18 protein-coding genes are annotated in these 17,283 nt (G+C 70.4%); 9 read left to right on the top strand and 9 right to left on the bottom strand.

Annotation, left to right across the window (positions count from 1 at the left end; genetic code table 11):
- The first annotated feature begins 123 nt into the window (after positions 1-123).
- On the top strand, positions 124-339 hold the full coding sequence (locus AB0B45_RS39735) for a hypothetical protein (protein ID WP_358142002.1): 216 nt from the start codon (positions 124-126) through the stop codon (positions 337-339).
- On the opposite strand, the gene AB0B45_RS39730 is transcribed toward AB0B45_RS39735, so the two are convergent.
- The 4 genes from AB0B45_RS39730 to AB0B45_RS39715 form a co-directional block, all read right to left on the bottom strand.
- On the bottom strand, positions 336-1,556 hold the full coding sequence (locus AB0B45_RS39730) for a saccharopine dehydrogenase C-terminal domain-containing protein (protein WP_358141999.1): 1,221 nt from the start codon (positions 1,554-1,556) through the stop codon (positions 336-338). The two genes, AB0B45_RS39735 and AB0B45_RS39730, sit on opposite strands and share 4 nt — an antisense overlap.
- Before the next feature lie 86 nt (positions 1,557-1,642).
- The gene (locus tag AB0B45_RS39725; protein WP_358141996.1) at positions 1,643-2,083 is read right to left on the bottom strand and encodes a GNAT family N-acetyltransferase; all 441 of its coding nucleotides are present in this window, start codon (positions 2,081-2,083) and stop codon (positions 1,643-1,645) included.
- Between the two features lie 62 nt (positions 2,084-2,145).
- Positions 2,146-3,213, bottom strand: a complete 1,068-nt coding sequence (locus AB0B45_RS39720) for a hypothetical protein (protein WP_358141993.1) — start codon at positions 3,211-3,213, stop codon at positions 2,146-2,148.
- 56 nt (positions 3,214-3,269) lie between these two features.
- On the bottom strand, positions 3,270-4,262 hold the full coding sequence (locus AB0B45_RS39715; RefSeq protein ID WP_358141990.1) for a peptidase: 993 nt from the start codon (positions 4,260-4,262) through the stop codon (positions 3,270-3,272).
- Positions 4,263-4,401: 139 nt separating this feature from the next.
- Here AB0B45_RS39715 and dxr point away from each other — a divergent pair, with 139 nt between their 5' ends.
- The 6 genes from dxr to AB0B45_RS39685 all read left to right on the top strand — a co-directional run bounded on the left by dxr (position 4,402) and on the right by AB0B45_RS39685 (position 10,864).
- The gene (gene dxr, locus AB0B45_RS39710) at positions 4,402-5,589 is read left to right on the top strand and encodes a 1-deoxy-D-xylulose-5-phosphate reductoisomerase (protein WP_358141987.1); all 1,188 of its coding nucleotides are present in this window, start codon (positions 4,402-4,404) and stop codon (positions 5,587-5,589) included.
- Positions 5,590-5,633: 44 nt separating this feature from the next.
- Positions 5,634-6,797, top strand: coding sequence for a flavodoxin-dependent (E)-4-hydroxy-3-methylbut-2-enyl-diphosphate synthase (ispG, locus tag AB0B45_RS39705; RefSeq protein WP_358141984.1), 1,164 nt, complete (start codon positions 5,634-5,636; stop codon positions 6,795-6,797).
- 335 nt (positions 6,798-7,132) lie between these two features.
- Positions 7,133-7,402: a hypothetical protein gene (locus AB0B45_RS39700; protein ID WP_358141981.1), complete on the top strand. Its 270-nt coding sequence runs from the start codon at positions 7,133-7,135 to the stop codon at positions 7,400-7,402.
- Between the two features lie 82 nt (positions 7,403-7,484).
- Positions 7,485-9,107, top strand: coding sequence for an alpha/beta hydrolase (locus AB0B45_RS39695; RefSeq protein WP_358141978.1), 1,623 nt, complete (start codon positions 7,485-7,487; stop codon positions 9,105-9,107).
- Between the two features lie 51 nt (positions 9,108-9,158).
- Positions 9,159-10,001 carry a GNAT family N-acetyltransferase gene (locus AB0B45_RS39690; protein WP_358142088.1) on the top strand — a complete coding sequence of 281 codons (843 nt, stop codon included), beginning with the start codon at positions 9,159-9,161 and terminating at the stop codon, positions 9,999-10,001.
- A gap of 44 nt (positions 10,002-10,045) precedes the next feature.
- Positions 10,046-10,864, top strand: a complete 819-nt coding sequence (locus AB0B45_RS39685; RefSeq protein WP_358141975.1) for an NAD(P)H-binding protein — start codon at positions 10,046-10,048, stop codon at positions 10,862-10,864.
- A gap of 113 nt (positions 10,865-10,977) precedes the next feature.
- On the opposite strand, the gene AB0B45_RS39680 is transcribed toward AB0B45_RS39685, so the two are convergent.
- Positions 10,978-11,670, bottom strand: a complete 693-nt coding sequence (locus AB0B45_RS39680) for a DUF4097 family beta strand repeat-containing protein (RefSeq protein ID WP_358141972.1) — start codon at positions 11,668-11,670, stop codon at positions 10,978-10,980.
- 188 nt (positions 11,671-11,858) lie between these two features.
- Here AB0B45_RS39680 and AB0B45_RS39675 point away from each other — a divergent pair, with 188 nt between their 5' ends.
- Positions 11,859-12,860 (top strand): NADP-dependent oxidoreductase, encoded by a 1,002-nt coding sequence (locus AB0B45_RS39675; protein ID WP_358141969.1) that lies wholly within the window; start codon positions 11,859-11,861, stop codon positions 12,858-12,860.
- A gap of 6 nt (positions 12,861-12,866) precedes the next feature.
- On the opposite strand, the gene AB0B45_RS39670 is transcribed toward AB0B45_RS39675, so the two are convergent.
- The 4 genes from AB0B45_RS39670 to AB0B45_RS39655 all read right to left on the bottom strand — a co-directional run bounded on the left by AB0B45_RS39670 (position 12,867) and on the right by AB0B45_RS39655 (position 16,451).
- Positions 12,867-13,142, bottom strand: coding sequence for a hypothetical protein (locus tag AB0B45_RS39670; protein ID WP_358141966.1), 276 nt, complete (start codon positions 13,140-13,142; stop codon positions 12,867-12,869).
- 296 nt (positions 13,143-13,438) lie between these two features.
- On the bottom strand, positions 13,439-15,718 hold the full coding sequence (locus AB0B45_RS39665) for an excinuclease ABC subunit UvrA (RefSeq protein WP_358141962.1): 2,280 nt from the start codon (positions 15,716-15,718) through the stop codon (positions 13,439-13,441).
- Positions 15,715-15,873, bottom strand: coding sequence for a hypothetical protein (locus tag AB0B45_RS39660; protein ID WP_358141959.1), 159 nt, complete (start codon positions 15,871-15,873; stop codon positions 15,715-15,717). Before AB0B45_RS39660 ends, AB0B45_RS39665 begins: the two co-directional genes overlap by 4 nt.
- A complete protein-coding gene (locus tag AB0B45_RS39655) occupies positions 15,870-16,451 on the bottom strand; it encodes an AAA family ATPase (RefSeq protein ID WP_358141956.1) in 582 nt (193 codons plus the stop codon). Before AB0B45_RS39655 ends, AB0B45_RS39660 begins: the two co-directional genes overlap by 4 nt.
- Before the next feature lie 31 nt (positions 16,452-16,482).
- Between AB0B45_RS39655 and AB0B45_RS39650 the strand changes: the two genes are divergently transcribed.
- Complete coding sequence (locus AB0B45_RS39650) at positions 16,483-17,235, top strand: TetR/AcrR family transcriptional regulator C-terminal domain-containing protein (protein ID WP_358141953.1); 753 nt, start codon at positions 16,483-16,485, stop codon at positions 17,233-17,235.
- Positions 17,236-17,283: the final 48 nt, after the last annotated feature.

Raw genomic sequence — 17,283 nt, 5'->3', positions numbered from 1 at the left:
CTGGATGCCCGTTTTTGCGTATCGCCATCGCCGAGTTTTCACCCTCGCTTGGCACCGCGCTAAACGATCACCGGGCTATAACGGTTCGGGTATGAACCCCCAGCGGCGAGCGCGAGGAGCGTGATGGACTGGCCCGGCATGGTGACCTTTGACGCCGACGGTATGAGCGCGGCGCAGCGGGAAGGCGACGCGTGCGTCGTCTGCCACAAGCGCTGGCCGCGCCCCAGGGTGCACGTCGGCCGCCTCTCTGACGACTCTCGCGTGATGGCGTGCGCCGATTGCGCGGAAGCGCTGTTTCCGATCTTTCCCGCCGGCGTAGTGGCCTTCCCAGGTCTCTAGGCGGCCCGTGTCTCCGACTGATCCCGCATCGCCCACGGCGAGCCGTACTCGTTGAGCAGGTCGAGGAACGGCACCGCGTCGAACGCCTCGGGGCCGAGCACTCCCTCGCCCTTCCACACACCGCGCGCCACCAACTCCAGCGCGACCACGGGGTGGATGGCGGTCTGCCACACCACGGCCTGCGCGCCGTACTCCTTCATCGACCAGGCGTTGTCGACGACGTGGTACAGGTACACCTCGCGCGGGCGGCCGTCCTTGCCCGTGCCCTTCACCCACGTGCCCGCGCAGGTCTTGCCGCGCATCCTGTCGCCGAGCGTGGCGGGGTCGGGCAGCCTGGCGGCGACCACGTCACGCGGCGCCACCTCCTCCTGGCCCACCCTGACCTTGTCGGTGCCGTCGAGGCCGAGCTTGTGGAGGGTCTTCAGCACGCCGATGAACTCCTCGCCCAGGCCGTACTTGAACGTCACCCTCTTGGCGTCGATCCACCTCGGGACCAGCAGCACTTCCTCGTGCTCGACGTTCACGCACTCCACGGGGCCGATGCCCTCGGGGAAGTCGAACATCTCCGGCTCGCTGAACGGCTCGGTCGTGCGCCACCGGCCGTCCTCCCACACCACGGGCGGGTTCAGGCACTCCTCGATCGTGGTCCAGATGGAGAAGGTCGGCGCGAAGTCGTAGCCCTCGACCACCAGGTTGGAGCCGTCCCTGATGCCCACCTCGTCGATGGTCTCGAACAGGTGGTCGGCGGCGTACCTGGCGAACACGTCAGCCAGCCCCGGCTCCACGCCCATCCCGACGAGCGCGAGCCTGCCCTTCGCGCGCCAGTCGCGGTCGCGCGCGAACTGCTCGTCGCCGAGCTTCACGCCCGTCAGCTCGTACGGCCTGTGCGGGTGCGGCCTGGACAGGGACATGGCCATGTCGAGGTAGTGGGCGCCCGTCTCGAGCGCGGCGTCGAACAGAGGCATGGTGAAGCGCGGGTCGACGGCGTTGAACAGCACGTCGCAGCGGTGCTCGCGCAGGGCGGCGGCGACCTGGGCCCGGTCGGAGGCGTCCAGCTGGATGGCGCTGAACCTGGGGTCGTTCACCTTGGCGACGGTCTCGGCCGCCCGGTTCTGTTTGGAGTCGGCCACCACGATGTGTTCGAAGAAATCTCGGCGGGCGGCGATGGGCACGACGGCGGAGCCGACGCCGCCGGCTCCCACGAGCAGGATTCTCATGCCCGGAACCATACCCACTGACTGGTCATTCAGCCAAATATCTGGCGAAACGCCTGCTGGATGAGGGTATGCAGATCTTCGTTCTGTTAGAGGTGCTTCTCGAAGCAGACGCTCTCCGCGCACTCGGCGTAGGGGCCGAAGCGGGGGATCGGGCGGTAGCCGGAGGAGGTGTAGAGGCCGATCGCCTCGTCGAACAGGCGGCCGGTCTCCAGGCGGAGCGTGCGCATGCCGTACTCGGCCGCGAGCTTCTCCACCTCCGTCAGCAACCGGCGAGAGAGGCCGCGGCCACGGTGGGCGGGGCGGACGTACATCCGCTTCACCTCGCCCACGCCCGGCTCCAGCGGCTGAAGCCCTGCGCAGCCCGCGACCTCCTCGCCGGCGTGCAGCAGCAGGAAGGAGATGCGTGGGTCGAGGTGCTTGGGAGTGTCGTCGACGACCTCGCGCTGCCGCCACGCCAGCTCGGCCTGCTGCTCCGCGCACAACTCGAAGACCTGCGGTGATTCTGAGGCGACTCTGATGACCTGCATGGGCGGAGGGTAGTCGGCCCGTGTTTCGCCCGTATTGCAGCGTCGGGCTGCTTCTTCCCTGGTCACGCCCTTTCGGCGGTCGTGAACAGGGCCTTGGCGGAGTCGCCGAAGTAGGGGCCGTACATGGTGCCGCGGTCGTCGCTGTACTTGAAGCTGCTCACCGAGGTCACCGTGCCGCGCCCGGTGACCGCGTCGAAGGAGGTCAGCCAAGGCCCGCCGCTCGAACCCGCGGTCATGTCGCAGCGCAGGCCCTGGTCGCGGGTCTGGCCGTGGGGGTCGTCGCCGACCCTGCCCGCGCAGTAGATGAGCCGCTCGCCGTCGAAGGGCGGGTCGGCGGGGAAGCCGAAGCCGTAGGCCTGCCCGCCGCGCGCGGGGTTGAACGCGATGTCCTGGGCGCCGACCGCGTCGGCGACGTGCCGGCCGCCCGAGGTGTTGAGCGCGACCATGCCGACGTCGTAGCTGTCGTCGCCGGAGCGCGACCACGGCCCTGCCACGAACATGCGGCGGGCGGTGTAGGTGCCGTACGGCCTGCCGCCCCCGGCCTCGTACCCGGGCACGAACGTCCAGTTGCCGGCCCAGCTGCCCTTGCCGTCCTTGACGCAGTGGCCGGCGGTGACCACGACGTCCCTGTTGGCGCTCTTGACCGTGCTGGCCGAGCAGACGAAGTCGACGCCGTCCATCGTCAGGAACACCCGTCCCGTCGTGCGGGTGACCGCGCCCTCGGTCATCCAGTGGGAGCCGCTGGTCGTGGTGGAGGGGCGGGCCGCCTGCCTTTTTGGCGGGGCGACCTTGCCCGTGGCGCCCGCCAGTTCGGGCGCGACGGCCAGGCCCGTCTTGTTGCTGAGCCCGCTGAGCAGGCCGCCGTCCTTGATCAGGCCGCCCTTGGCCACGGTGTCGAGCAGGTCGATGGGCAGGGCCTGTGACATCCGTCGCGGTGTCCAGTAGTCGAGCACGCGGCGTTGCTCGCGAGAGCCGCGTGCGGCCACGTGCTCGACGACGTCCGCTCGCCGCGCGGAAGCGGCGACGTCCTGCCTCGGTGCGTGGTGGACGGGCGTGGCGCCGATGAGTGCCGCGCCCATCATGCCTGCGACGAGTGGCGCGGACGCAAGCAGGGGGAGGCTCGAAGTCATGAGCCCCGAGTCTGCACTACTAGATGTGTTCTTGTGACTACTTTCGGTAAATCAGCTCAGAGCGCGTTCGTGTTCTGCGCGGCGTTGTAGACCGCCTGGGCCTCGGTGCCGAAATACGGGCCGAACATCCAGTTGGGCGCGAAGTTGTACTTGAAACTGTTCACCGAGTTCTGCGTGCCGAGCCCCGTCTTCTCGTCGAAGCTCACGAACCATGGCCCGCCGCTCGAGCCGCCGGTCATGTTGCAGGTCAGCCCGTGGTCCTTCGACATCAGGAAGTCGTCGAATGCCCTGCCGCTGCAGTAGATCAGCTTCGATCCGTCGTACGGCGCGGCCGCCGGGTAGCCGAAGGAGTGCATCTGCTGGCGCCTGCCCTGGTTGAAGGCCACGCCCTGCCCGCCCACGGCGTCCGTCAGCGACCTGCCCTGCAGCGGCGCCACCACCACGGCGGCGACGTCGTAGTTGATGTCCTCGCGCGCGTCCCACTGCGGCGTGGTGAGCAGCTTGGTGGCCACCCACGTGCCGTGCGGCCGCGCGCCCTTGTCGTAGCCGGGCACGAAAACCCAGTTGGTGTGGAAGGCGCCGCCCATCTTCACGCAGTGCCCCGCGGTCATGACCACGCTCTTGTTCGAGCTGGTCACCGCGTTGCCCGAGCAGGAGGCGTTGCGGCCCTGGTAGGTGAAGAACACCCGGCCCGCGGTCTTGGTGATCGCGCCGCCGCCGGTCCACGCGGTGCCGGAGCTCGCCTTGGCCGCCTGGGGATCGACGGGGGTCGAGCTCGTGGGCGGGGCCTCCCACGGGACGCCCGTGGTGGGCTCGCCCGGCGCGCCGAGCTTGGCGCCCGACTTGGGGGCAGGCGGGTTGAGCGGTTGGGCGTCCTCCATCTTCTCCGGAGTCCAGTACTGCGTGACCGCCTTCTGCTCGGTCTTGGTCTCGGCGGCCTCCTCGGTAACCGGCTTCGGTTCCGCTCCCGCCTGTGCCGCCGCCACTGGCAGTGTCGCTGTGCCGGCGGCGATGGTGAGGATGGAAAGCAGAGCGAGTCTGCGGTGCATGCGTACCTCCATTGACCGGGACTGAGGTTGGAAGTTAGCGGCACCAATATCCAGATTTCTCAAGATTTGCGTAGACGGATATAGCGTTATTCGGACATTTATTTACATGAATTCACCTGGTTAACAGGAGTTACGCGGGATGCGGAACAATGGGCCCGTGGACTCAGACCTCTCCCGCTCCGTGACCGTGCTCGGATCGACAGGATCCATCGGCACCCAGGCCCTCGACGTCATCGCCCGCAACCCCGGGCGGTTCGGCGTCACCGCGCTCGCCGCGGGAGGAGGGCGGGCCGACCTGCTCGCCAGGCAGGCCGTCGAGACGGGCGCCCAGGTGGTCGCGGTGGCCGACGCGGCGGCCGTACCCGCTCTGAAGGAGGCGCTGCCAGGGGTCACCGTGCTCGGCGGCCCCGAAGGGGTCGCAGAGGTGGCGGCCATGGACTCCGACGTCGTGCTCAACGGGATCACCGGCGCGCTCGGCCTGACCTCCACGCTGGCCGCCCTGGAGGCGGGGCGCACGCTCGCCCTGGCCAACAAGGAGTCGCTGATCATCGGAGGGCCGCTGGTGAAGCGGCTGGCCAAGCCCGGCCAGATCATCCCCGTCGACTCCGAGCACTCGGCGCTGCAGCAGAGCCTGTGGGCGGCGGCGCCGCCGGGGAGCGGCTACGACCCGGAGGTGGTCAGGAGGCTCGTCGTCACCGCCAGCGGAGGTCCGTTCCGCGGGTGCGGCCGCTCGGAGCTGACCGACGTCACGCCCGAGATGGCGATGGCGCACCCCACCTGGTCGATGGGGCCCGTCATCACGATCAACTCGGCCACGTTGGTCAACAAGGGCTTGGAGGTGATCGAGGCGCACCTGCTCTTCGACATCGGCTTCGACAGGATCGAGGTCGTCGTCCACCCGCAGTCGATCATCCACTCCATGGTGGAGTTCGTCGACGGCTCCACGATCGCCCAGGCCAGCCCGCCCGACATGCGGCTGCCCATCGCGCTCGCGCTCGGTTACCCGGGCCGCGTCGCGGGAGCCGCCTCCGCCGTCGACTGGACAAGGGCGCACACCTGGACCTTCGAGCCGCTCGACGACGAGGCCTTCCCCTCGGTGGCGCTCGCCAGGCACGTCGGCACAGAAGGCGGCACCGCCCCCGCGGTCTACAACGCCGCCAACGAGGTGTGCGTCGAGGCTTTCCAGCAGGGCAGGCTTCCCTTCCTGGGAATCGTCGACACTGTGGCGAAGGTCGTCGAACGGCACGTCACGACTCCGGCCGAATCAGTCGAAGAGGTCCTCGCCGCCGACGCATGGGCGCGAAACATCGCGAAGGGGATGTTCTAAACCACGTAACCGGACGGTCCCTATCGCTGCCTAGACTGGGGGGCGTGACTTCCGTAGCACTGGGCATCCCTTCGGTCCGTCCCAAGCCGCTGGCCGAGCGGCGCCACTCCCGCCAGATCATGGTCGGCACCGTGCCGGTGGGAGGCGACGCGCCGGTCTCGGTCCAGTCGATGACCACCACGGTCACGGCCGACGTCAACGCGACGCTGCAGCAGATCGCCGAGCTCACGGCCTCGGGCTGCCAGATCGTCCGCGTCGCCGTGCCGTCCCAGGACGACGCCGACGCGCTGCCGATCATCGCGAAGAAGTCGCAGATCCCCGTCATCGCCGACATCCACTTCCAGCCGAAGTATGTCTTCGCCGCCATCGAGGCGGGCTGCGCGGCCGTCCGCGTCAACCCCGGCAACATCAAGAAGTTCGATGACAAGGTGGGCGAGATCGCGCGGGCCGCCAAGGCCCACGGCGTGCCCATCCGCATCGGCGTCAACGCCGGCTCCCTCGACCCCAGGCTGCTGCAGAAGTACGGCAAGGCCACGCCCGAGGCGCTGGTGGAGTCCGCGCTGTGGGAGTGCTCGCTGTTCGAGGAGCACGACTTCCGCGACATCAAGATCTCGGTCAAGCACAACGACCCCGTCGTGATGATCAACGCCTACCGGCAGCTCGCCAGGCAGTGCGACTACCCCCTGCACCTCGGCGTCACCGAGGCGGGGCCCGCCTTCCAGGGCACGATCAAGTCGGCCGTGGCGTTCGGCGCGCTGCTGGCCGAGGGCATCGGCGACACCATCCGCGTCTCGCTGTCCGCGCCTCCCGTCGAGGAGGTCAAGGTCGGCGCCCAGATCCTGGAGTCGCTCGGGCTGCGCGAGCGCGGCCTGGAGATCGTCTCGTGCCCTTCGTGCGGGCGCGCCCAGGTCGACGTCTACACCCTCGCCGAGCAGGTCCAGGCGGGGCTCGAGGGCATGAAGGTGCCGCTGCGCGTCGCGGTCATGGGCTGCGTCGTCAACGGGCCGGGCGAGGCGCGCGAGGCCGACCTCGGCGTCGCCTCCGGCAACGGCAAGGGGCAGATCTTCGTGAAGGGCGAGGTCATCAAGACCGTCCCCGAGTCGCAGATCGTCGAGACGCTGATCGAGGAGGCGCTGCGCATCGCCGAGGAGATGGGCGTGGACGTCGACCTCGACGACGACTCCGGCGTCCAGGTCACCGTCGGCTGACCCTCGGCTTCAGAAGCGCGGGCGACCCAGCCGCCCGCCTCGCCACCCGGCGCACGCTGGTGGTCACCCCCGGAAGAACCTCAGCCCCGTGACTCGCCCGCCTGGGGCTGGGGGAGGCTCGGGAGGGCGACCTCGTCTCACGCCCCGCTCGCAGGGCCCGCGCGGCGCATGCTGGCGGTCGCTCGAAAGGACCTGCTGTTCACCACCTCTCCCCTGCTGTTGATCTTCGCGCTCGACGAGGGGCCCGGCCTGGGGTTCGGCAGCCCGCTCGTCCTCGGCGCCCTCGCGGCGGCGGTGGGGCTCGGCGTGCTCTTCGTCATCGTGGAACGGCGCGGGTGGCGACGGAGATTCTCGCGCTGGCGGGCGTCGGCGCGATGCTGGCCGCCCTCAGCGGAGGGCGGCTGGACGGCGCCGGCTTCACCGGCGCGCTCCACGCGGTATGCGTCGCTCTCGCCTGCCTCGCCGCCGTGGCGACCCTCACCGTGATCGCACTGACCCGCGCGAAGAGCACGGCGCGCCGGAAGGGCGCGGCGCGCGGGAAGAGCCCTGTGCCGATGAAGGGGGAGGTGCGTACGAAGAGCAAGGAGAGCGTTACAGATTGGTAATCAATCTCGGATACGCTGCGTGTCCGTCTGGTCGCTCACGGCATCATCGCTTCGTCCTATGGAGCAGAGGGAGTGCAGCCGGGTGAAGCGGGTTGTCGGGATTGGTGCGGTATTGGCGCTGCTGACCACCGGAGTCAGTGGCGCCGCGGACGCTCAGGCGAGGGCGATCGGCGACGGCGTGGTCTGGGGGCCGTGCGGAAAGAAGCCCTCGGTCACCGATCAGGTGCTCGGCGGGGTGGGGCTCACCGGCCCGGCGGCGGACACGCCCGAGCAGCCGGGCGTGGAGTGCGGCGAGGTCAGGGTGCCGCTCGACTACCGCGACCCGTACGGCCAGCAGATCACGCTGGCGCTGAACAGGATCAAGGGCACCGTCTCCCGCGACGCCAACCACCTCGGTGTCCTGCTGGTCAACCCGGGAGGGCCGGGCGCGTCAGGTCAGGAGATCGCCAAGTACGTCGCCGCGGCGCTGCCTCCGCAGGTGGCCTCCCGCCTCGACGTCATCGGCTTCGACCCGCGGGGGGTGGGCAAGAGCGAACCCGCGCTGCACTGCGTGGACCCGGCGCGCTACTACGCCCCGCCCCGCCCCGACCAGGTGCCGAGCGGCCCGGCGGCCGAGCAGGTGCTGATCGGCAGGGCCAAGGAGTACGCCGCCCGCTGCGGCGACCTGTGGTCCTGGATGCTGCCGCACATGACCACCGAGAACTCCGCCCGCGACCTCGACCGCATGAGGGTCGCGCTGGGCGAGGAGCGCATCAGCTACCTCGGCTACTCCTACGGCACCTACCTCGGCGCCGTCTACGCCACGCTGTTCCCCAGCAGGGTCAAGCGCCTGGTCTTCGACAGCTCGGTCGACCCCGAGGGCATCTGGTACCAGGCCAACCTGGCCCAGAACGGGGCCTTCGAGCGCCGTCACCGCGACTTCCTCGCATGGACGGCCAAGAACAACGCCGTCTACGGGCTCGGCCGCACCACGAGGCAGACCTCCTTCGCCTACTACTCCATGCGCAGGCGGCTCGCCACCAGGCCGGCGGGCGGCCTGGTCGGGCCGAGCGAGCTGGACGACCTGTTCACCGTGGGCGGCTACGTCAACTCGATCTGGCCGCAGCTGGCCGGAGCCTGGTCGCGTTACGTACGGCATGGCGACGTGCAGGGCCTGGTCGACGCCTGGCGCCAGCACGCCGGCAACGACGCCGACGACGAGAACGGCTACGCGGTCTACCTGGGCGTGCAGTGCCGCGACGCCGCCTGGCCGCGCGACTGGTCGAGGTGGCACGCCGACATGACCAGGTCGCACCGCGCCGCCCCCTTCCTGACCTGGCCGAACGCTTGGTACAACGCGCCGTGCGCGTTCTGGTCCGAGCCTGGGGGCAGGCCCGTCACCGTCAAGGCGGATCCCTCGCTGCCGCCGATCCTGATGCTCCAGTCGCGGCGCGACGCGGCCACGCCGTACGAGGGAGCCTTGAACCTGCGGCGGCGCTTCCCCAGCGCCCGCATGGTCGTCGAGCCGGGCGGCAACCACGGGACGTCGCTGGCCGGCAACGCCTGCGTCGACCGGCATCTGGTCCGGTACCTGGAGGACGGCACGGTGCCGAAGACCGACACCACCTGCCAGGGCCTGCCCACGCCCGTCGCCGCGCAGCGGATGACGGCGCCCGAGGGGCCGCGCGACCCCCGGATCCTGCCGGAGCTGCTCGGCGCCCGATAGATGGCGTGGTTCCTGTCAAAAGGGGGCAGGTCGCGTAGGCTGGCCGGTGTGATGCTGCGTACATCGGCGTCGCGTGTGCTCGACGACAGCGACAGGGACGAAGTGCTCGCACTTCTCGACACCGACCCTGTCGCCAACGTCTTCGTCGCCTCCAGGGTCAGGAGCGTCGGGTTGCATCCGACGCGCCTGGGCGGGCAGATGTGGGGGTTCGGGCCGCGTGGCGCGCTCATCTCGCTCTGCTACGCCGGAGCCAACCTGGTGCCGGTCAACGCCGGCCCCGAGGCCGTGCACGCCTTCGCCGACCGCGCGCGCAAGCAGGGGCGCAGGTGCTCGTCGATCGTCGGCCCCGCGCCCGCGGTCGAGCTGCTGTGGGAGCGGCTCGAGCCGTACTGGGGGCGGGCCAGGGCGATCCGCTGGTCGCAGCCGGTGATGGCGACCTCGCAGAAGTCGCCGGTGCCCGCCGACCCGCTGGTACGGCGGGTGCGTCCCGACGAGTTCGACATCCTGCTGCCCGCCTGCGTCGCGATGTTCACCGAGGAGGTGGGCGTCTCGCCGAACGGGGGCGACGGCGGCGCGCTCTATCGCACGCGGGTGGCGGAGCTGATCCGCATCGGCCGCTCCTACGCCCGCATCGAGGACGGCAAGGTCGTCTTCAAAGCCGAGATCGGCGCGGTCACCCCGCAGGCGTGCCAGGTCCAGGGCGTGTGGGTCGACCCCTCGCTGCGCGGTCAGGGCCACGCGGTGGCAGGGATGGCCGCGGTGGTGGAGGCGGCGCTGTCCTGCTTCGCGCCGGTGGTCTCGCTCTACGTCAACGACTTCAACCACGCCGCGCGGACCGTCTACCGGAAGGTCGGTTTCCGCGAGATCGACACCTTCATGTCCGTCCTGTTCTAGGGGAGTTCCAGGAGAGGGGCCTGTTTTCTAGTAGAAAGGACGTCATGATCCTTGTCGCTGGAGCCACAGGAAACGCGGGCAGCGCGGTCGTCAGGGCGCTCGCCGAGGCGGGAGAGCCGGTCCGCGCGCTGGTCAGGCGCGAGGCCGACCTGCCCGCCGAGCTGGCGAAGGGCGACCTCAACAACCCCGAGTCGGTGGCGGCGGCGCTCGACGGGGTGCGCGGGATGTTCCTGCTCAGCGGCTACGACCGCATGGAAGAGACGCTGGAGGAGATCCGCAAGGCGGGCGTCCAGCGCGTGGTGCTGCTGTCGGCCAGCGCCGCGGAGACCGGCAACCGTGACAACGCCGTCTCGCGCTACCACATCGAGTCGGAGGAGCTGGTCCGCGCGTCGGGGGTGGCGTGGACGATCCTGCGGCCGCGCACCTTCTTCGCCAACACCCTGCGCTGGCTCGACCAGCTCAAGGCGGGAGACGTGGTCAGGGACGCCTTCCCCGACGTGCGCGTGGCGGCCGTCGACCCGCTCGACATCGGCGCAGTCGCCGCCACGGCGCTCGTCGCCGACGGGCACGAGGGCCAGGTGTACCCGATCACGGGTCCCGAATCGCTGCTGCCGGCCGACCGGCTGCGCGTCCTCAGGCAGGTGCTCGGACGCGACCTGACCTTCGTCGGGCTGTCGGACGAGGAGGCGCGCGCCCAGATGAGCGCGGCGATGCCGGAGATGTACGTCGACGCGTTCTTCGACTTCTTCGCCGCCGGCAACCTGGACGAGTCGGTCGTGCTGCCGACGGTCGAGCAGGTGACGGGCCGCCCGCCGCGCCCCTTCGCCGAATGGGCCGCCGCCAACGCCGACCTGTTCCGTTAGCCCCTCCCCGCATCAGCGCGCCTGGACGAGGAGGGCGGCGACCTACCTCACGCGCCGGCTCGGCGCGATCGGGGCGTCAACCCGATAGAGGGCGCCCCCGTCCTGCGGACGTACTAGGGGGTGACGACCTCGAGGTCGCCCGAGTCGCTGGACATCTCGATCACGCGGGAGGCCGACGCGTCGCTCTTCGTGGTGATCTTCTTGCGCCCCGAATCCGTGTCTGTCGTGATGTTGTACGGCCCCTGCGGCACGCGGACCTCGGTCGTGCCGGAGTCGGTCGTCGTCTTGACCTTGTCGGGCTGCCCGGCGAACACGAGCGTCATGTCGCCCGAGTCGCTCTCGGTCGTCACCCGCTTGGCCGTCAGGTCCCTGGCCTCGATCCTGCCGGAGTCGCTCGTCGCCTCGACCTCGCCGGACAGCGCGCGCAGCGTCACCTCGCCGGAGTCGGTGCCGGCCTTGATCCTGAGCCCTCGCGGCACCTCGACCTCGTAGCCGACGTCGCAGCTGGACATCCCCACCGAGATCGGGCAGGTGAACGTCAGCACCAGCGTGTCGCCCTGGACCACGTGGGTGGGCTTCGGCTTGTTGTTCCGCCACGTCAGGGTCTCCGTCACGTGGACGCCCTGCCGGTCGGACTCGGTGACCACGATGCCGCTCGAGTCACCCTCGATCTTGACGCCCGCCACCTTGTCGGTGACGTCGTAGGAGGCGGTGTCGCGCTCCTCGGCGCCGGCGATGCCGCAGCCCGTCAGCAGCACTCCGAGCCCCAGAAGGCCCGCCATCACGATCGTCCTCTTCGTCTTCACGATGCTCACCTTCCTACACGCGCGGGGGAACGCCTTCAGGGACCACCCTGAATCCACCCCTGAGAACCGGGGGAGGACCCCGGAGGGGGGTTCCCGGCCTGCCCCCCAGGCCACCCCCAGCCGACCACCAGCCGATCGTGCGCGGCCTGCCGCACTGTGGTGCTCACCAACGAACGAGGAGAGACACCATGACCGCAAGCCGTGAGATCCGCCTGGCCGCCCGCCCCGTCGGCGAGCCCGCGCTCTCGAACTTCTCCCTGGCGACCACCGAGGTCCCAGACCTGGCCGAGGGACAGATCCTGGTCCGCAACACCTGGATGTCGGTGGACCCGTACATGCGCGGCCGGATGGACGACGTCGAGTCCTACATCCCGCCCTTCGAGCTCGACGCCCCCATGGACGGCTCGGCGGTGGGCGAGGTCGTCGCCTCCCGCTCCGCCGACGTCGCCGTGGGCGCGACGGTCGTGCACTTCGCGGGCTGGAGGGAGTACGCGGTGGTGGAGGCCGCGGCCGCGACCGTGGTCGACACCGCTCTGGCGCCCGCCGAGGCCTACCTGGGCGCGCTGGGATCCACGGGCCTGACCGCCTACGCCACGCTGACCGAGGTCGCTCCCGTACGGCAGGGCGACGTCGTGTTCGTCTCGGCCGCGGCGGGAGCCGTCGGCAGCGTCGCGGGCCAGCTCGCCCGCAAGCTGGGCGCCGCCAAGGTGATCGGCTCGACCGGCGGGCCGCTGAAGGCGAAGAAGGTGGTGGAGGAGTTCGGCTTCGACGCCGCCATCGACTACAGGGAGGGTTCGCTGGCCGTACAGCTGGCGGAGGTCGCGCCCGAGGGCGTCGACGTGTACGTCGACCACGTCGGCGGCGACCATCTGGTGGCCGCCATCGACGCCCTGCGCCCCGGCGGCAGGATCGCCCTCGTGGGCGCGATCAGCGCGTACAACGCCACCTCGCCCGTGCCGGGGCCCGCCAACCTGTTCTCGCTGGCGGCCAAGGACGCGACGATGCGCGGCATGCTGGTCACCTCCTACTACCACCTGTTCGGGGAGTGGATCGGCAAGGCGGCGGGATGGCTGGCCGACGGCTCCCTGCGCACGGAGCTGACCGTGGTGGACGGCATCGAGCGGGCGCCCGCCGCCTTCCTCGACCTGATGCACGGCCGTAACGTCGGCAAGATGCTGGTCCGCCTGTGAGCAGGCTCACCTGCGCCGGAGGCGGGGGCCCGGATGGCGCATCGTCAGGACGGTGCCCCTGGTGACGAACTCCTTGAACAGCGCCGAGGCCCTGCCGGTGAGCACGGCGCCGCCGAGCGGGCTGTCGTAGGCCCGCGTGAACTGGGTGACACCGTCACGGCGGCCCAGGCTGATGTCCGTCCAGACGTAACGGATCCTGACACGGGCGCGGGATCCCGGCCCGCGACCAGGTCCGCGACCGCGTTCCCCGCGTACAGGCCCATCGGGATCCCGGTCTGGCACGACATCCGCGCCTCACCGCCGTCGCCGAGGACCAGCACCTCGCCCGTGACCTTGCCGATCACGACCTGTTCGCGCACCTTGACGCCGAGCCGGTGGAGCGACCTGTACAGGTGCAGGCGGGCCGCTGCCCGGTTCAGGTGGTGACTCAAGAGGGGGAACCATGACACACCGCATCGTGGTGCTGGGAGCCGGCTACGGCCTGGGCGCGGCGGCCCGATCCCTGACACCCGCGACCCGTGACACTGATCACATCCATGGGGATGCCTCGCCTGAGCGTCGCCCCCGTGGAGGCGCGGTCAGGTGAGGCCGGTGGATTCCAGGTGGTGGCGGAGGTGGCGGGCCGTGTGGGTGTCGGAGGAGGCGACCAGCTGCCGGGGGGTGCCTTCGAAGACGACGCGGCCCCCGTCGTGCCCCGCCTCGGGGCCGAGGTCGATGATCCAGTCGGCGGCGCGGACGACGTCGAGGTTGTGCTCGATGACGACGACCGTGGCACCGGAGTCCACCAGCCGGTCGACGAGGCCGACGAGCCGTTCGACGTCCGCGATGTGCAGCCCGGTCGTGGGCTCGTCGAGGATGATCGTACGGCCGGGCGCGGCCAGCTCGGTGGCGAGCTTGAGCCGCTGGCGCTCCCCACCGGACAGGGAGCTGAGCGGCTGCCCGAGGGTGAGATACCCGAGGCCGACGTCGTCCAGGCGGTCGAGGGGATCCCGGACGGACTTCTGGGTGAAGAACTTCTGGGCGTCGTTGACGCTCATCTCGAAGACGTCGGCGATCGAGCGACCGTCGACCCTGTGCCGCTGGGCCTCGGGGGTGAAGCGCCTGCCCTTGCAGGACTCGCAGCGGGTGGTGACCCCCTCCATGAACGCCAGGTCGGTGTAGATCAGGCCGGTTCCCTCGCAGGCGGGGCAGCCGCCGGTCGAGTTGGGAGTGAACAGGCCGACGGGCCGGCGGGTCGCCTTCGCGAAGATCTGGCGGACGGAGTCCAGGAGTCCGGTGAAGGTCGCCGCGTTGGACCTCCGCGAGCCGCGGATCGGCCGCTGGTCGATCACGACCGCGCCGGGCTCGACGACGGGCAGATGACCCAGGATGAGGCTGCTCTTGCCCGACCCCGCCACGCCGGTGACCACGGTCATGACGTCGCGCGGGATGCGCACGGTGACGTCGTGGAGGTTGTGGGTGGCGGCGTGCTCGATCAGCATCCAGTCGATGGCGGGGCGCGGCCGGCCCCGCTCGGTCCTGTCCGCCCGCAGCCCGGCTCCCGTGAGGGTGTCGGCCTGGCGGAGCCGGGCGTAGGTGCCCTCGAAGACGACGGTGCCGCCCGCCGCGCCCGCGCCTGGGCCCATGTCGATGCAGTGGTCGGCGATGGCCATGACCTCGGGAGCGTGCTCGACCACGATCACCGAGTTGCCGCGATCGCGGAGGGCGATCAGCATCTCGCCGAGGGTGTGCACGTCACGCGGGTGCAGGCCGACCGTGGGTTCGTCGAAGACGTAGAGCATGTCGGTGAGGGCGCTGCCGAGGTGGCGCACCATCTTGATGCGCTGCGACTCGCCGCCGGAGAGCGTCGAGGTCGCCCTGTCGAGGCTCAGATAGCCCAGACCGAGGGTGACCATGCGTCCCAGGTGCTCGCGGAGCACGCCGGTCAGCGGCGCGACCTCAGGGCGGTCGAAGGAGCCGATCGTGGCCAGCAGATCGTCGACCTGCATCGCGTTGCAGTCGGCGATGGAGCGCCCGTCGACGAGGCTGGCGCGTGCCGGTTGCGCCAGCCGCGAGCCCGCGCACTCGGGGCAGCGGCGCCTGGCGACGATCCGCTCGAACGCCGCCCGCTGGGCGCCCTTGAACGACTCAGGTTCGCGTTGCAGGTAGATGCGGGTGAACCGGGGGAGCAGGCCCTCGTACGCGGTGCCGACGGCGTCCATGCCCGCGGGCGGCTTCAGGGTGCCGGCGGGGGCGTGCAGGAGGATGTCGCGCTCTTCGGCGGAGTAGTCGCGGATCTTCTTGTCGGCGTCGAAGAAGCCCGACCGCGCGTAGGCCTTCCACATCCACTGCCCCGGCGCGAAGGGAGGGAAGGTGATCGCGCCCTCGGCGAGCGACCTGTCCTCGTCGACGAGCTCGGCCACGACGACCGTGGCGGCGACGCCCAGGCCCTGGCAGTTCGGGCACATGCCCGCGGGGTCGTTGAAGCTGTAGGCGTTGGAGTAGCCTGCCGAGGGCTCACCGAGCCTGGAGAACAGCAGCCGCAGGCGCGCCCCGATGTCCGTGGCGGTGCCCACGGTGGAGCGGGGGCCGCCCGCGAGGCGTTTCTGGTCCACGATGATCACCGCGGACAGGTTCTCCAGGTGGTCGACGTCGGGCTGCCCGTAGCTGGGCAGCCGGCCCTGGGCGAAGGCCGAGAACGTCTCGTTGAGCTGCCGCCCCGACTCCGCCGCGAGCGTGTCGAAGACCAGGGACGACTTGCCCGAGCCCGACACCCCGGTGACGACGGTGAGCTTGCGCTTGGGGATGTCGACGTCGACGTTCTTGAGAGAGTTCTCCCGCGCGCCGCGAATGCGGATCACCTGGTCGAGGTCGGTCATCGGCTCAGTCCTTTGAAGAACAGCAGTTGGACCGCGAACGTCACCGGCCTGGCCCACCGGTGCCGGATGGTGCGCCCGGCGAGGATCGTCGCCTCCCGCCACAGCCGCGTGCGCGCGGTCGCCTGTGCGGGGACTGTCAGGGAGATGGTCGTCATGACGCGGGTGCTCCTGCCGGTCGCGTGGCGTGCAGATGGAGGTAGACGTCTTCGAGCTTCGGCCGGCGTAGCTCCCAGCGCGGCTCGCCCACGAGGCTCTTGAGGTCTTCGGGCGTTCCCTGCGCGATGACCTGGCCCTCCCTGAGGATCACCACGTCGTCGGCCAGCGCGTCGGCCTCCTCCAGGTACTGGGTGGTCAGCAGGACGGTGGTCCCAGCGTCCGCGAGGGCGCGCACCGAGCCCCAGAGCTCGTGGCGAGCCTGCGGGTCGAGCCCCGTGGTCGGCTCGTCGATGAACAGGACCACCGGCGTGGTGATCAGGGACGTCGCCAGGTCGAGGCGGCGGCGCATCCCGCCCGAGAACGCCCCCACCGGCCGCTTCCCCACCCCGGTCAGCCCCGCCGTCTCGAGCAGCTCGGCCGCCCTGTCGCGGGCGTGCCGGCGGTTCAGGCCCGCCAGCCTGCCGAACAGTTCGAGGTTTCGCGAAGTGCTTGCGGACCCCGCGAACGACGATCGGGGCCTGTCGCGCCGGTCCGGTATCCATACGCCCTCCCACCTGCTCGACCTTCTTTCGGACAATGTATAGTACAACGTAAATCTCTGGGGGTTGATGATGGCGAAGAGAGCCGAGCAGCCGGGAGACCCGGTCAAGCTGATCGGGCTGCTGTGGAAACCCACCGAGACGGTGAGCCGATCGGGGCTCACACTGAGGCGCATCACGGACGCGGCGATCGCCGTGGCCGACCAGGAGGGGCTCGACGCGCTCACCCTCCGCAGGGTGGCCGGCGACCTGGGCGTGAGCGCGATGGCGCTCTACCCGTACATCGCCGGACGGTCCGAGCTCATCGAGGTCATGCTCGACGCCGTCGCCGCGGAGGTCTACGCGTCGCCACCGGCCGGGCCCTGGAGGGCCAGGGTCGAGCGGATCGCCCAGGCCAACTGGGACCACCACATGGCCCACCCCTGGACGGTGGACGTCGCGCCGGGCCGTCCGGTCCCCGGGCCCGGCGTGTCAGGCAAGTACGAAGCGGAACTCGCCGCGCTCGACGGGCTGGGCCTGAGCGACCTCGAAATGGACCGGGCGCTGACGGCGATCCTCGGCCTGGTCTCCAGCGCCGCGCGCGGGACCCTCTCGCTTCGGCGGATCAGGGAGGAGAGCTCCCTGACCGACGTGCAGTGGTGGGAGAGCGTCGGGCCGAGCCTGGGCGCCGCAATGGCGGGCGACTCCTATCCCGTCGCCCAACGGGTCTCGGCGAGTCTCGGCGAGGCGACCGGGCTGGCGACCGATCCGGAGGGCGCGTTCCGTCTCGGCCTCGAGCTGCTCCTAGACGGCCTGTCCCGCCTCGTCGACGCACGCGACTGACCCAGCCGCCCGGCGGTTCTGGGAGAATCGGCGGCACCTCACCTACCG

This window comes from Nonomuraea sp. NPDC049152, from assembly GCF_040648355.1.
GTDB lineage: Bacteria > Actinomycetota > Actinomycetes > Streptosporangiales > Streptosporangiaceae > Nonomuraea.
This window is presented reverse-complemented; position numbering and strand designations above follow the sequence as displayed.